Annotated in this window: 19 protein-coding genes; 15 read left to right on the top strand and 4 right to left on the bottom strand. The window is 37.1% G+C overall.

Going from position 1 to position 14,431, the window contains the following annotated elements; all coding sequences use genetic code 11:
- Window positions 1-302: 302 nt before the first annotated feature.
- The gene (locus tag N8L33_RS00885; protein WP_261058039.1) at window positions 303-509 is read right to left on the bottom strand and encodes a hypothetical protein; all 207 of its coding nucleotides are present in this window, start codon (window positions 507-509) and stop codon (window positions 303-305) included.
- A 176-nt stretch (window positions 510-685) separates the two neighbouring features.
- Between N8L33_RS00885 and rpsP the strand changes: the two genes are divergently transcribed.
- The 7 genes from rpsP (at window position 686) to N8L33_RS00850 (ending at window position 4,087) form a co-directional block, all read left to right on the top strand.
- Window positions 686-958: a 30S ribosomal protein S16 gene (rpsP, locus tag N8L33_RS00880; RefSeq protein ID WP_000268760.1), complete on the top strand. Its 273-nt coding sequence runs from the start codon at window positions 686-688 to the stop codon at window positions 956-958.
- Window positions 959-977: 19 nt separating this feature from the next.
- A complete protein-coding gene (gene kphA, locus N8L33_RS00875) occupies window positions 978-1,217 on the top strand; it encodes an RNA-binding protein KphA (RefSeq protein WP_000379617.1) in 240 nt (79 codons plus the stop codon).
- Window positions 1,218-1,260: 43 nt separating this feature from the next.
- On the top strand, window positions 1,261-1,593 hold the full coding sequence (locus N8L33_RS00870; protein WP_024057004.1) for a MazG nucleotide pyrophosphohydrolase domain-containing protein: 333 nt from the start codon (window positions 1,261-1,263) through the stop codon (window positions 1,591-1,593).
- Between the two features lie 97 nt (window positions 1,594-1,690).
- A complete protein-coding gene (locus N8L33_RS00865; protein WP_261058103.1) occupies window positions 1,691-2,479 on the top strand; it encodes an alpha/beta fold hydrolase in 789 nt (262 codons plus the stop codon).
- 30 nt (window positions 2,480-2,509) lie between these two features.
- Window positions 2,510-3,028 (top strand): ribosome maturation factor RimM, encoded by a 519-nt coding sequence (gene rimM, locus N8L33_RS00860; protein ID WP_001105892.1) that lies wholly within the window; start codon window positions 2,510-2,512, stop codon window positions 3,026-3,028.
- Window positions 3,018-3,737 carry a tRNA (guanosine(37)-N1)-methyltransferase TrmD gene (gene trmD, locus N8L33_RS00855; protein ID WP_173251647.1) on the top strand — a complete coding sequence of 240 codons (720 nt, stop codon included), beginning with the start codon at window positions 3,018-3,020 and terminating at the stop codon, window positions 3,735-3,737. Before rimM ends, trmD begins: the two co-directional genes overlap by 11 nt.
- 11 nt (window positions 3,738-3,748) lie before the next feature.
- Window positions 3,749-4,087 carry an ATP cone domain-containing protein gene (locus tag N8L33_RS00850; protein ID WP_001196038.1) on the top strand — a complete coding sequence of 113 codons (339 nt, stop codon included), beginning with the start codon at window positions 3,749-3,751 and terminating at the stop codon, window positions 4,085-4,087.
- A gap of 30 nt (window positions 4,088-4,117) precedes the next feature.
- On the opposite strand, the gene N8L33_RS00845 is transcribed toward N8L33_RS00850, so the two are convergent.
- Window positions 4,118-4,438, bottom strand: a complete 321-nt coding sequence (locus N8L33_RS00845; RefSeq protein WP_143952271.1) for a hypothetical protein — start codon at window positions 4,436-4,438, stop codon at window positions 4,118-4,120.
- A 98-nt stretch (window positions 4,439-4,536) separates the two neighbouring features.
- Between N8L33_RS00845 and N8L33_RS00840 the strand changes: the two genes are divergently transcribed.
- Window positions 4,537-4,752: a YdbC family protein gene (locus N8L33_RS00840; RefSeq protein WP_000807422.1), complete on the top strand. Its 216-nt coding sequence runs from the start codon at window positions 4,537-4,539 to the stop codon at window positions 4,750-4,752.
- 158 nt (window positions 4,753-4,910) lie between these two features.
- Here N8L33_RS00840 and N8L33_RS00835 read toward each other — a convergent pair whose 3' ends face one another.
- The gene (locus N8L33_RS00835) at window positions 4,911-5,447 is read right to left on the bottom strand and encodes a biotin transporter BioY (protein ID WP_060805621.1); all 537 of its coding nucleotides are present in this window, start codon (window positions 5,445-5,447) and stop codon (window positions 4,911-4,913) included.
- A gap of 426 nt (window positions 5,448-5,873) precedes the next feature.
- Between N8L33_RS00835 and N8L33_RS00830 the strand changes: the two genes are divergently transcribed.
- The 4 genes from N8L33_RS00830 (at window position 5,874) to N8L33_RS00815 (ending at window position 9,378) form a co-directional block, all read left to right on the top strand.
- Entirely contained in the window at window positions 5,874-6,212 is a 339-nt protein-coding gene (locus tag N8L33_RS00830; RefSeq protein WP_261058038.1) for a hypothetical protein, read from the top strand.
- Window positions 6,213-6,278: 66 nt separating this feature from the next.
- Window positions 6,279-8,261, top strand: coding sequence for an ABC transporter permease (locus N8L33_RS00825; RefSeq protein WP_000768907.1), 1,983 nt, complete (start codon window positions 6,279-6,281; stop codon window positions 8,259-8,261).
- Complete coding sequence (locus N8L33_RS00820) at window positions 8,258-8,881, top strand: ATP-binding cassette domain-containing protein (RefSeq protein ID WP_000151033.1); 624 nt, start codon at window positions 8,258-8,260, stop codon at window positions 8,879-8,881. Before N8L33_RS00825 ends, N8L33_RS00820 begins: the two co-directional genes overlap by 4 nt.
- On the top strand, window positions 8,878-9,378 hold the full coding sequence (locus N8L33_RS00815; protein WP_000721122.1) for a hypothetical protein: 501 nt from the start codon (window positions 8,878-8,880) through the stop codon (window positions 9,376-9,378). Before N8L33_RS00820 ends, N8L33_RS00815 begins: the two co-directional genes overlap by 4 nt.
- Before the next feature lie 165 nt (window positions 9,379-9,543).
- Here N8L33_RS00815 and gor read toward each other — a convergent pair whose 3' ends face one another.
- On the bottom strand, window positions 9,544-10,890 hold the full coding sequence (gene gor / locus N8L33_RS00810; RefSeq protein ID WP_261058037.1) for a glutathione-disulfide reductase: 1,347 nt from the start codon (window positions 10,888-10,890) through the stop codon (window positions 9,544-9,546).
- A 290-nt stretch (window positions 10,891-11,180) separates the two neighbouring features.
- Between gor and N8L33_RS00805 the strand changes: the two genes are divergently transcribed.
- The 3 genes from N8L33_RS00805 to N8L33_RS00795 are packed head-to-tail and all read left to right on the top strand — an operon-like array spanning window position 11,181 to window position 14,329.
- Window positions 11,181-12,383, top strand: a complete 1,203-nt coding sequence (locus tag N8L33_RS00805) for an efflux RND transporter periplasmic adaptor subunit (RefSeq protein WP_261058102.1) — start codon at window positions 11,181-11,183, stop codon at window positions 12,381-12,383.
- On the top strand, window positions 12,367-13,068 hold the full coding sequence (locus N8L33_RS00800) for an ABC transporter ATP-binding protein (protein WP_261058036.1): 702 nt from the start codon (window positions 12,367-12,369) through the stop codon (window positions 13,066-13,068). The genes N8L33_RS00805 and N8L33_RS00800 overlap by 17 nt, the downstream gene beginning before the upstream one ends.
- Before the next feature lies 1 nt (window position 13,069).
- The gene (locus N8L33_RS00795; protein WP_261058035.1) at window positions 13,070-14,329 is read left to right on the top strand and encodes an ABC transporter permease; all 1,260 of its coding nucleotides are present in this window, start codon (window positions 13,070-13,072) and stop codon (window positions 14,327-14,329) included.
- The last annotated feature ends 102 nt before the right edge of the window (window positions 14,330-14,431 follow it).

Below are 14,431 nucleotides of genomic sequence, written 5' to 3'. Positions count from 1 at the left end.
TAAATGTATTATTTTAATACTTACAGAACTAAACTATTCCCCCTATTTAGAAGCTATTGATTCAAATTTTTTGAAATTAATTAGTAGATATCGTTCTGAAAAGCCTTGATAATACGCTGTTTTTAGTCCAACTGGAACCCTTACTTTCCAAACCAGGTCTTAAGAAAGCTCGTAAAGCTAGCCAGTTCTCTAAAGGTTAAGAACTAGCTATAATACAGCTTTTACAATACTTCATGGTTCATACCATTGGGTGTTTGTTTATGATTTTAAGCGAATTTTGAATCATATTCAAATGGGAGTTTTTAAAACCAGGTTTCGGTGGTAAAAGTGCCAAACTGGATTCTCCAGAGGAGGGTAATATCACCTGCTAGTAAGTTATCTGTTAATAGTTCCATGTTTCTTTTGGGAACGGGCTTGGGATTTAGGAGCCAAGCATCCAAATCACGTTCAGGAGAGATGAAGGGTTTGACTTGGTGGTCTTTATAAAATGTTTCTAAAATAGTATTCACGGATAGCCTCTTTCAAACTTTTATTTCCTATTCTAACAAATTTCTAAATGGTTTAAAAAATTTATAGTCTGTCAAGTTTTTTTCTTGACACCTGTCAGAAATCTGCTATAATAGAACATGTGATAAATAGCTTAGCTATTTCACCGAAATAAAAAATAAGAAAAGAGACTTTAAAAATGGCAGTTAAAATCCGTTTGACTCGTATGGGTTCTAAGAAAAAACCTTTCTACCGTATCAACGTAGCAGATTCACGTTCACCACGTGACGGACGTTTCATCGAAACAGTTGGAACTTACAACCCACTTGTTGCTGAAAACCAAGTAACTTTGAAAGAAGACCGCGTTCTTGCATGGTTGGCTGATGGAGCACAACCTTCAGATACAGTACGTAACATCCTTTCAAAAGAAGGCGTATTGAAGAAATTCCACGATTCTAAATTCTCAAAATAAGTTTAAAGTAGGTTGACAGATGGATACGATTGAAAATCTCATTATTGCGATTGTGAAACCCTTGATTTCACAACCAGATGCCTTAACTATCAAGATTGAAGATACACCAGAATTTTTGGAATATCATTTGGATCTTGATCAAAGCGATGTGGGTCGTGTAATCGGTCGTAAGGGTCGCACAATTTCTGCGATAAGAACGATTGTCTACTCTGTCCCAACTGAAGACAAAAAAGTACGAATCGTTATTGACGAAAAATAAGAAGGGCGGGACGAATGTCTCGCTTTTTTGCGAGGAGTAGGATATGAAGGATTTAACGTTTAGACAATTACAAGATTACTTACTCGAACATTACCAGCAGTCTCGGACTGAGGAAGGTCTTTTTATCAAGCTTGTGGAGGAAGTCGGTGAAGTAGCCGAAGTTTTGAATGGTCGCTCTGGTCGAAAAGAGGGAGTTCAAGATTCGAACGAGGAACTTGCTAAAGAACTGGCTGATATTATTCACTACACCGTCGCGATTGCAGCCATCAACCATATTGACCTAACTAAAACCATTTTTGAGAAAGACAAAACTGCAGCCATTAAGTACCAGCATGAACGTGATTTGGAAGGATTTTTGAAGGAATTCGAGAGTTGACATACTTTTTCTCCAACTTGTGAAAATCACTGGAACGTGTTAAAATAAAGGATAAGGATTTTTAATAATTCATTATATAGAACGAGTGGATTTCTTTATGAAGAGGATTGAAGTATCTACAGAAATTGGTAGTCTCTCTGTTACTTATCAAAAGCAAAAGAAAATGCTAGTTTGTTTAAGTGGCGCAGGTTTGCTACCAAGTTATGAAAATTTTTCACTTATACTTGAAAAACTTCCTCCTACAATTGGTTATTTGACTATTGATTTTCCGAACACAGGTAGGAGTCCGATGAATGACCAAGCTGGAAAAAATCTGGATAATCTTGCAGATGCAGTTTATGAAGTACTTGAAGAATTGGCGATTTCTGAATATATACTTTGTGTACATAGTTTGAGTGGAATTTTAGCTTGTAAATTGCTCAACAAACCAATTAAGTGTCAGGCTTTACTAGCAATTGAACCGACAACTAAAAAAGTCATGTTTGCTGATTTTTCAGAAAATCCTTATCCAGAAATGGAAAAGCAGATGAGGCTGATTGAGGAGTGTGGTCCTGAACTTTATTTTAAGAACTTAACTCAAGAGACATTTAGCCATGAAACTAATAAAGAAATCTGGAAAATAATGCAAGAAAAAGGTTCAGAGTTGGAAAGTCAATATACAGGATTTCAGATATCTGGAGAGATTACTGAGGAAGATTTTGAGAATGTCTCGATAGAATCTCATGTCCCTGTATTTATTTTTTGTCAGCCTTATAGAGAAAAAGAGTACAGAGAATCAGAATATTGGACTTCCAATACTAAACTCATTTTAGGAGGGAATCACCATTATTTACAGTGGTCTGAATCCGAAAAAATTGCGACTATTATTCGAGAATTGTCCGAATAAGATGGAAAGAAGGAGACTACAGGAGACAAAATGAACTACTTTAATGTTGGGAAAATCGTCAATACGCAAGGGTTACAGGGTGAGATGCGAGTCTTGTCTGTGACAGATTTTGCAGAAGAACGGTTTAAAAAAGGGGCTGAGTTGGCTTTGTTTGATGAAAAAGATCAGTTTGTTCAAACAGTGACCATCGCTAGCCACCGTAAACAGAAGAACTTTGACATTATTAAATTCAAAGATATGTATCATATCAATGCCATTGAAAAGTACAAGGGATACAGTCTCAAGGTTGCTGAGGAAGATTTGAATGACCTAGACGATGGTGAATTTTATTATCACGAGATTATCGGTTTGGAAGTCTATGAGGGTGATAACCTGATTGGAACCATCAAAGAAATCCTGCAACCAGGTGCTAACGATGTCTGGGTGGTCAAGCGAAAAGGCAAGCGTGATTTGTTATTGCCTTATATCCCCCCAGTGGTTCTCAATGTTGATATTCCAAATAACCGCGTCGATGTGGAAATCTTAGAAGGGTTAGACGATGAAGATTGATATTTTAACCCTTTTTCCAGAGATGTTTTCTCCGCTAGAGCACTCAATTGTTGGAAAGGCACGTGAAAAAGGGCTCTTGGATATCCAGTATCATAATTTTCGAGAAAATGCTGAAAAGGCACGCCATGTCGACGATGAGCCCTACGGAGGCGGTCAGGGGATGTTGCTCCGAGCCCAACCCATTTTCGATGCCTTTGATGCTATTGAAAAGAAAAATCCGCGCGTCATTCTCCTCGATCCTGCTGGAAAGCAGTTTGATCAAGCTTATGCCGAGGATTTGTCTCAAGAGGAAGAGCTAATCTTTATCTGTGGGCACTACGAGGGTTATGATGAGCGCATTAAGACCTTGGTGACAGATGAGATTTCCCTGGGGGACTATGTCCTGACTGGTGGAGAATTGGCAGCCATGACCATGATTGATGCGACGGTTCGCCTGATTCCAGAAGTGATTGGCAAGGAGTCTAGCCACCAAGATGATAGTTTTTCTTCAGGCCTTCTCGAATACCCTCAGTACACACGCCCTTATGATTATCGAGGGATGGTCGTGCCAGATGTACTGATGAGTGGACACCATGAAAAGATTCGTCAGTGGCGATTGTATGAGAGTTTGAAGAAAACCTATGAACGCAGACCGGATTTGCTTGAACATTATCAACTGACAGTAGAAGAAGAAAAAATGCTGGCAGAAATCAAAGAAAACAAAGAATAAAGGAGATACCTATGCAAGTAATCAAACGTGATGGAGAAATTGCTGAATTTAATCCAGATAAGATTTACCAAGCTATCTTAAAAGCAGCCCAGACTGTCTATGTATTGACAGATGATTTGCGTCAAAACCTTGCACAAGTCACTAAGAAAGTGGTTTTGGATTTGGAAGAAGCCAAGGTGGAACGTGCTACTATCAGCATGATTCAGTCTTTGGTTGAGCATCGTCTACTGGGTGCAGGATACATTACCATTGCAGAACACTATATTTCCTATCGTCTACAACGTGATTTGGAAAGAAGTGGTTACGGAGATCATATCGCAGTTCATTTACATTTTGAACAAATTCGCTAAGAAAAAAGAGTGGGATGAAGCAACTACATCTCACTCTTTCTTAAATCTATTTTTTTGGGCTGTTTGGACAGTTGAAGGGACAAATCGCAGGCGCTGAATATCGCTTATGCGGATAATACGGGTCACATTTTTGGCAAAATTTTTCACGATAATTTGCTGGCGCTGCTGATCGTATTTGATGATGTCACCTGTAAAACTTGTCTCAGACAAGATAAGGTGAACAGCGGTTTGTTTCTGGATAGCCTCTTCAATAGTGGCTGTAAGGGAGTTGCTTTCAGTCTGGTCTGATTGGTCATGTCCATTTAAAAAGTCATGTATTTTATCTAGAACTTGCTGGAATTTATGTCTCATAGTGGCCTCCCTTCTTTTATATCAATATTATATAAAATTTTCCTAAAATCTACAAGATTTTACGAATAATCAAATGAAAGCAAAAAAAGGAGAAGAAAATGGCAGAATTTACATTTGAAATCGAAGAGCACTTATTGACTCTTTCTGAAAACGAAAAAGGTTGGACCAAGGAAATCAACCGTGTGAGCTTTAATGGTGCTCCTGCAAAGTTTGATATTCGTGCTTGGAGCCCAGATCATACTAAAATGGGCAAAGGGATTACTCTCTCCAATGAAGAATTTCAAACAATGGTGGATGCTTTTAAAGGAAACTAATACTCTTCGAAAATCTCTTCAAACCGCGTCAGCTTCGCTTTGCCGTACTCAAGTATAGCCTGCGGCTAGTTTCCTAGTTTGATCTTTGATTTTCATTGAGTATAAGTTTTTAAAATGAAAGAAAAGGATATTGAGTCATGGCAACTCGATATCCTTTTTTAGTTAGCGAAGTAAGCCTGATTTTTAAGGCGTTGAAGTAAGGGACGGCTAATCAAACTAATAGCTAGAAGTTTACCAAGGTCTGGAATGATAAAGGGAATGACCCCCACAACAAGAGCTTTTTCAAATGCCATTCCAGCTAGAAAATGCAAGCTGAGAATCCCGCCGACAAAGACAAGGGCATCACCCAAGAGGTTTGCAAGGAAAATCTTGACAACACCACTCTTGCTGTTGGTTAGAGAGGAAGTAAGTCCAGAGTAAACGAGATAAAACCAAAGATAGCCTGCAGTAGGGCCAATCAAAGCATGAAATCCAGCTCCACCTCCTGCAAAGACAGGAAGACCGATAGCACCTAGAAGAAGATAGAGTCCAACAGAAAGTACAGCCTCCCTCGGTCTAAAGACAGTAGCAATCAAGCCGATTGCAAAGTTTTGCAGAGTGAAGGGAACAGGTCCAATTGGAAGACTGATTTGTGCCAAAACAGCAATGAGAGCAGCCCCAATAGCAGGGATAGCATAAACGTGAGCTTTTTTCAAAATAGTTAACCTCTTTTCTGATGTATAGTAACTATTATACTCATAGAAGAATTATTGTCAACCTATTTTTATATAAAAGGTAACAAAAACTGTAACGGCCGATTTTTCTTATTGGTTAAGTTGGATAATTATTTTGTTGATTCGAAAATCGCCTTTATAGATAATCCCATTTTATCAAAAAAAAATATACTATAAATACTTGACGAACTAAAAAATAAGTTTTATATTAATAAATATAAGCGAATGCATATAGATGTGTTCAATTTTAAAAGGAGGGGTAGTTATGAGATATTTTAACTACTCTAGATACCATAACGGTGATTAAAAACATAAATATTATCAATTCATATTAAAGTAATATGGAGGGACTAAAAAGGGGACTATTACTTAGTCTTCATCAAATATTTTAATTCAAGGAGAAGTAAAATGAAACAAAGAATTAATAAGAAAGTATCTGTTTTTCTAGTTGCAAGTTTTTTCAGTCTTGGATTTGCTGCTACAGCTAGTGTTGTCAGCGCAGTAACAGCACACCCTGCTCCAAGTCCCATTATTGATGTATGGGAATATGGTGTAAATGATAGCTATGGTTATTCGAATTACTTTGTTAGTTCTCCAGATAATATTGGTTCAAAATCTTCAGTAACGAATTTTTGGGGAACAGTTAAAGCTCAGGATAAAAAAGATTATGGATGGGCATATTCAAGTGCTACAAAATCTTGGAGCGATGTTCGATTAAATGCATATTGGGATTATTATAGATTTTAAAAAATAATTTATGAAAACAAGAGACCCAATTATAAAATAGGGTCTCTTGTAATATGGTAATTGCTTATGAAATTAAAATTATGTATCATTGGATTCTTCTTCTGTTTGATTGCTGCAATTGGTTGGGTCACTATTAGCGATACAGAAATGCCCATACCTTTACCAATTGATGGTGCTTTTTCTATTCAAGGAAAAAGCAATCTTTCAAATAACGAAATATACGAAATGGTTCGTGATTTATCAAAATCGGAAAAGGTTACCATTTACAAGCCCATCGTTCAGAGTTCGGGTCAGTTGAGGTATGTAAATTTTGATGATGTAAATAATGAACAATTAAAGTCAACACCAATAATAGGGATGTATTACACCCTTGGGAAAATGGATATAGATAGTTTGAAACCACTTACGATGACGGGGTTGCAAACAGTATATATGGCTTATCCTTGGTATATAGGAGGAATCTTACAATTTACTGGAACTTTAAGAATACTGTTAATGGGTTCAATTTACTTAACTTTATTAGTTGTGTTATTTGTTGTTAGAACGAAGCAGATTAAAGAAGGAGTGATACGACGTTCTTTGGGATTGCCTGTATACGATCTAAGAAGAGATTATGGTATTTCTCTTATTTTTGAACTGATTATGATGGCTTTATTGATGATTTCTTACAGTTCTTTTTTGGGAAATGGTTTCTTCACCTATAGTTCTAAGTTATTTTTCTCTCTGATTTTAACGAATTTTATACTATTTCAAATCATTGATCTCATCACCTTTGTTTTATTTTGGTTGACGATTCAGGTTGAAAAGCCTATTGAAATTATTAAAAACAAGGCAAAAAATAAACTTATTTTTGTCGTATGGCTTGCCATTATTTCGATTATTATCCTTATCTCAGGAGTTTTTTTACAAGAAACAAAGAGTAGTCAATCCAGTATTAACATTCAGATACAGAATTTAGTACCATGGGACACAGTAAAAGACTGGAGAAGGATTGAGTTCCTTGGAATTGAAAGTAACTCTACTAAAAATGGAGAAGTTAATGATTCGGATGGTCAGTATCTACAGATAGCTGCTTCCTTAAAAAACTTAGATTATTTATATATAGATCGATCCTCAGCATATGTTCCAGATTTCATGAAAACTTCACATGTTATGGAAAATTTTTCTAAACAATTAGAAAATGACGGAATAACGAATCCAGAAATAAATAAAGAGTTGATTTATATCAATCAAACAGGTGCTAACCTACAAAATAAAGTGAATGGAACAAACTATCATCTTTTAGATAATAAGATAGCAACCATTTATATTCCTGAGAAATGGAAAGAAAATCAGAAATCTATTGAGAATACAGTTGTAGCAGAACAATTTATTGGAACAAACTATACAAAAGAAGAAATTGCAGTACAAATAATTCCTGATGGTGATAAAATTTTTTATTTCAATGAAGATGCTGATGATAATCATAAAATGAAAGAGCTTTTACCAATGGCAAGTGTAGCAGATAGCACAGATAACATTGTTGTTGTGTTAGATACGGACAAAATGATTGAAAACAACAAGTTTTCTTTGGCTAGTAATATAACAACTAAGTCTCTTTTTAGTCCTGAGGCGGTAAATAAAATAAATGAAATGGCTACCCAGTTGAATGTTTCAATGAATCCAGTAGATGTTTACCAAATTGTGAAATTAAAGATCCAGTCCTTAGAGCACCAAATTCTACTTTCACAAATTTTGCAGAAGATAATTTACAGTATTGTCTTTATACTCATTTATCAATATGTCCAACTTTATATTGCCCTAAAACAGAATGAATATGTGAAAAAAATTATTTTGGGTCTGTCAAAAACATATATAGCAATTTCAAGTCTAAAGTATTTTATGATGACTATTACAATAGTTATCCTATTTACATTTCTTATGACAGGTCAAATAGAGTTGCTATATATTGGTCTCGCTTCTCTGCTCGTTTTGATGTTATCAATAATCATGAGTTTTAGAAAATTATCTGAAAGCTACACTAAAATTTTAAAAGGAGATGAAACATGACAATTGACCTTTTGAACGTTTCAAAAAGTTTCGGCTCAAAAAAGATCTTTACAGACTTAAATTTAAAATTTGAATCTGGAAAAAGTTATGCATTGATTGGAGGTTCTGGCTCTGGTAAAAGTACCCTTCTTAATATTATAGGAAGATTAGAAAAAATTGACAGTGGGAATGTTTTAGTTGATAAACAAGATATTTGGAAGATAAAAGAAAGAACTTTTTTTAAAAATACTGTTGGATATGTATTTCAGAATTATTCTTTAATAGATAACAAAACAGTATATGATAATTTGAAACTTATCACTAAAGACAAAAAAACAATAACTGATGTACTTGAAAAAGTAGGACTGTCAAGTGACTATTTACATCAAAAAATATATGAATTGTCTGGAGGGCAGGCTCAACGTGTAGCTATTGCCAGAATGTTAATGAAACCACGTAAAATTATCTTAGCAGATGAGCCTACAGGAGCTTTAGATGGTGAGATTGGAAAAGAAATTATTCGTTTATTATTGAATGAAAGAGATGAAGATAAATATGTCATTATAGCGACGCATGATCCAGCTGTCTATAACGAAGTTGATGTGATCATTGATATGAAAGATATAGGGGATAATGTATGAAAAAGATAATTTATATTGCTTTGATCTTTGTAGCTGGAATGCTTGCCATTTTCTTCTTTGGAAAACAAATGATCACAAAAGAAAATACCAATAAACCAACACTGGAGTTAATAGTCTATACGCTTTCTTCTAGTGATACAGAAAAATGGAATAAAGTGAAACAAGTAGAAACGGAAGAAGCTACATATATCATAACTGTGAAAGAAGTAGCGTCTTCAGAAGAAGTATTTTCAAACATCATTGCAAATGGAGCTGCTGCGGGGTTCGGAGTTCGTGAAGAAGAAGTGAAGCAATTTAATAATAATTTAGGAGACACTATTGAGGACTCTAAGCATAATAAACTCATTGGAATAGAATTTTTTACTTTTTCTAATGCTGACGAGGGATTTGTAGTAGCAAATTTTGACTACGGTAGTGAAGAGTTGAATTCTCAGAAAAAAGATATGAAAGAGTTATATAAAAAAATATATGAATCTTTTAAAGAAAAGAATAAATGATTGTGTTATAATCCTTATATTTTGTTATGGTTTGTTAATTGATTTTTGCATATCTTATTTCAACATACTATAAAATAAAACATAAGAAAACGAGTATCTCCAACTACGGCAATACTCGATTTTTGATATTTAGAAGTGTTTTTTGCTCTGCTTCTTTTATTTCGATTAACGCATAGTTACAAATTCTTCAGATGCAGTTGGGTGAATCGCCACAGTTGCATCAAAGTCTGCTTTGGTTGCTCCCATTTTGATAGCAACAGCAAATCCTTGAATCATTTCATCAACACCGTAGCCAATTCCATGAAGTCCGACAACTTTTTCTTCTGAACCAGCTGTGATCAATTTGAAACGTGTTTCTTGACGGTTGCAAGTGCAAGCAGAGTACATAGACGTAAAGCTTGATTTATAAACCTTGATTTGGTCTTGACCGTATTCTTTAATAGCTTGTTCTTCTGTCAAACCAACAGTTCCGATAGCAGGGTGTGAAAAGACAACAGTTGGAATAGTTGAGTAGTCCATTTTTGCAGTTGTTTTGCCGTTAAAGAGACGTTCAGATAAAGTACGTCCAGCCTTGATAGCAACTGGAGTTAGTTCTTTTTCGCCTGTTACATCACCTAGAGCGTAAATTCCTTCAACAACAGTATTTTGGTATTCATCCACTTGGATAAAGCCACGTTCATTCAGAGTCACTCCAGCTTTTTCAAGTTGCAAGCTATCAACGTTTGGACGGCGGCCTGTAGCCCAGATAACTTGGCTAGCTGTGTGACTAGTACCATCTTCGAAATGAATGGTAATGCCCTCAGCAGTTTTTTCTAACTTGGCAGGGACTTTGTGAGTATGAAGTGGCAAGTTTGTTCTTTCCATTTCCTTGACCAGACCTTCAACGATGTAAGAATCAAAACCACGTAAAGGACGATCACGACGAACAAAGAGATCTGTCTTGACACCAAAGGTGTGGAGTACGCCAGTCAATTCCACAGCGATATAACCCGCGCCTAGAATAGCAACTGACTCTGGCAATTCTTCCCAAGCAAATACATCATCAGAAGAGCCACCTAGCTCAGCACCAGGAATATTTGGAATACTTGGATGGGCACCAGTAGCAATCACGATATGTTTAGCACGAATCAGCTCACCATTTACGCTGACAGTATGAGAATCTACAAATTCAGCATGACCTTCAATCAAGTCTACTCCGTTGCGTTTAAAACTGCCATCATAAGAAGAACGAGCGCGATCGATATAGGCTTCACGGTTGCGACGTAGGGTTGCAAAGTCAAAGTTAAGATCAGTAGTCTTAAAGCCGTAGTCTTCTCCAAATTGATGGAAAGTCTCAGCAATTTGCGCTCCGTACCACATGATTTTTTTAGGAACACAGCCGACGTTGACGCAGGTTCCACCTAGTTTCTTTTCCTCAATAACGGCCGCTTTAGCTCCGTGTTCACCAGCACGGTTCATGGTAGCAATTCCTCCACTACCTCCACCGATAGCAATGATATCATATTCTCTCATTTAAAACTCCTTTATACTCTTTTAAATAGTAGAGTGTCATTTTTTGATAGTCATATTCTATCTTTTTTTTTATCTGATTGCAAAAATCTGCTACGTTCAAAAAAATTTAAAGAAAAGGCTTGCAAAAAGGAAAAATAAAGTGTATTATATAACTAGTACAATGACAAAAAAATAAAATCCGAACAATAATTAAATCCTGAAATGTCATTATTTCGTTCTGAAATGTTATTGTTTCAAATTGATAATTTTTGTATAATATTGTTAAGAACTTTAAATCAAAAAGGAGTTTCATTATGAAAAAGAATGGTAAAGCTAAAAAGTGGCAATTGTATGCAGCAATTGGTGCTGCAAGTGTAGTTGTATTGGGTGCTGGGGGCATTTTGCTCTTTAGACAACCTTCTCAGACTGCTGTAAAAGATGAGGCTACTCATCTTGTTGTTGCTAAGGAAGGAAGCGTGGCATCCTCTGTTTTATTATCAGGGACAGTAACAGCAAAAAATGAACAATATGTTTATTTTGATGCTAGTAAGGGTGATTTAGATGAAATCCTTGTTTCTGTGGGTGATAAAGTCAGCGAAGGTCAGGCTTTAGTCAAGTACAGTAGTTCAGAAGCCCAGGCAGCCTATGATTCAGCGAGTCGAGCAGTAGCTAAGGCAGATCGTCATATCAACGAACTCAACCAAGCGCGAAATGAAGCCGCTTCAGCTCCCCAGTTACCAGTACCAGCAGGAGGCGAAGGAGCTGCAGCCCAAACTCCAGCTCCAGTCTCAGGAAATTCAGTGTCATCTATTGATGCACAATTAGGTGATGCTCGTGATGCTCGTGCAGATGCAGCAGCGCAATTAAGCAAGGCTCAAAGTCAGTTGGATGCAATGACGGTTCTCAGTACCTTAGAGGGAACTGTGGTCGAAGTCAACCGTAATGTTTCTAAATCTCCAACTGGAGCTAGCCAGGTGGTAGTTCATGTCGTTAGCAATGAAAACTTGCAAGTTAAGGGGGAACTATCTGAATACAACCTTGCCAACCTCTCTGTAGGACAAGAAGTAACCTTTACTTCTAAAGTTTACCAAGATAAGAGCTGGACTGGTAAGATTAGCTACATTTCTGACTACCCTAAAAACAATGGTGAAGCAGCAAGTGCAGCTACTGCCACAGCAGGTGGTAATTCTGGTTCTAAATATCCATATACTATTGATGTTACAAGTGAAATCGGTGATTTGAAACAAGGATTTTCAGTAAGCGTTGAGGTCAAGAATAAGAGTAAAGCCATTTTGGTTCCTCTAACAAGTGTTGTGACTGAAAATGATAAGAACTATGTCTGGGTGCTTGACGAGCAGAAAAAGGCCAAGAAAGTGGAAGTTGGTTTGGGCAATGCTGATGCAGATAACCAAGAAATCACTTCAGGTCTGACAAATGGAGTCAAGGTCATCAGTAACCCAACGTCTTCTCTAGAGGAAGGAAAAGAGGTGAAGGCTGATGAAGCAACTAATTAGTCTAAAAAATATCTGCAGAAGCTACCGTAACGGTGACCAAGAACTGCAGGTTCTCAAAAACATCAACCTAGAAGTGAATGAGGGTGAGTTTGTTGCCATCATGGGACCATCTGGTTCTGGTAAGTCTACTCTCATGAATACGATTGGGATGTTGGATACACCAAGCAGTGGAGAATATTATCTTGAAGGTCAAGAAGTAGCTGGACTGGGTGAAAAACAACTAGCCAAGGTCCGCAACCAACAAATCGGTTTTGTCTTTCAGCAGTTCTTTCTTCTATCTAAACTCAATGCTCTGCAAAATGTAGAATTGCCCTTGATTTACGCAGGAGTTTCGGCTTCAAAACGGCGCAAGTTAGCTGAGGAGTATTTAGACAAGGTTGAATTGACTGAGCGTAGTCACCATTTACCTTCAGAATTATCTGGTGGTCAAAAGCAACGTGTGGCTATTGCGCGTGCCTTGGTAAACAATCCTTCTATTATCCTAGCAGACGAACCGACAGGAGCCTTGGATACCAAAACAGGGAATCAAATTATGCAACTATTGGTTGACTTGAACAAAGAAGGAAAAACCATTATCATGGTAACGCATGAGCCTGAAATAGCTGCTTATGCCAAACGTCAGATTGTCATTCGCGATGGAGTTATTTCATCTGATAGTGCTCGGTTAGAAAAGGAGGAAAACTAAGATGCAGAATCTGAAATTTGCCTTTTCATCTATCATGGCTCACAAGATGCGTTCTTTGCTTACCATGATTGGGATTATTATCGGTGTTTCATCAGTTGTTGTGATTATGGCTCTAGGTGATTCCCTATCTCGTCAACTCAACAAAGATATGACCAAATCTCAGAAGAATATTAGTGTCTTTTTCTCTTCTAAAAAAAGTAAAGATGGGTCTTTTACTCAGAAACAATCAGCTTTTACGGTTTCTGGAAAAGAAGAGGAAGTTCATGTTGAACCGCCAAAACCGCAAGAATCCTGGGTTAAAGAGGCAGCAAAACTTAAGGGTGTGGACAGTTACTATGTAACCAACTCGACCAATACCACCTTGTCTTATAAAGATAAAAAAGTGGAGCGCGCTAGCTTGACAGGTGGGAATATTACCTACATGAAGGCAGTTGAAAATGAAATTGTTGCAGGACGAAGTCTCATAGCTCAGGATTATAAAGATGTGGCCAGTGTCATTTTGCTAGACCAAGAACTTGCTAATAGTCTGTTTGGATCTGCTCAAGAAGCTGTCAACCAGGTTATAGATGTTGGTGGCTTTAGCTATCGTGTCATTGGTGTCTATACCAGCGATGAGGCCAAGACTGCTAAGACTTTTGGTATTGGTGGACTTCCAATTACGACTAATATCTCTCTTGCCAATAACTTCAATATGGATGAAATTTCTGATATTGTCTTCCGTGTCAATGATACCAGTTTGACACCAACAGTGGGACCAGAATTAGCTAGAAAATTGACCGAGATTGCTGGTCTTCAGCAAGGGGAGTATCAGGTGTCAGATGCGACTGCAGCCTTCCAAGAAGTACAACAAATGTTCGGTTTTATAACTACGATTATTAGTGCCATTGCAGGAATTTCACTTTTTGTTGGAGGAACTGGTGTTATGAACATCATGCTGGTTTCTGTTACAGAGCGTACCCGTGAGATTGGTCTCCGTAAGGCTTTGGGTGCGACACGTGCTAATATTTTAATCCAATTTTTGATTGAATCCATGATTTTGACCTTGCTAGGCGGAGTCATTGGTTTGACAATTGCGACAGGCTTGACCGCTATAGCTGGTATACTATTGCAAGGTTTGATTGCGGGTATAGAAGTGGGAGTATCAATCCCAGTTGCCCTATTTAGTCTTGCAGTTTCGGCTAGTGTTGGTATGATTTTTGGGGTCTTGCCAGCCAATAAGGCATCGAAACTTGATCCAATCGAAGCCCTTCGTTATGAATAAGATCAACAAGATGGACACTTGTCTATCTTGTTTTTGTATGGATTTCCCTATCTAAATTCATTAAAAATGTGATATAATGAAGTGTTAGAAAAACAGGTTTCA

The sequence above is a fragment of the Streptococcus mitis genome (assembly GCF_946188695.1).
In the GTDB taxonomy this organism is placed as follows: domain Bacteria; phylum Bacillota; class Bacilli; order Lactobacillales; family Streptococcaceae; genus Streptococcus; species Streptococcus mitis_DF.
The sequence above is the reverse complement of the archived record's forward strand: the minus strand, read 5'-3'. Positions and strand labels throughout refer to the sequence as shown.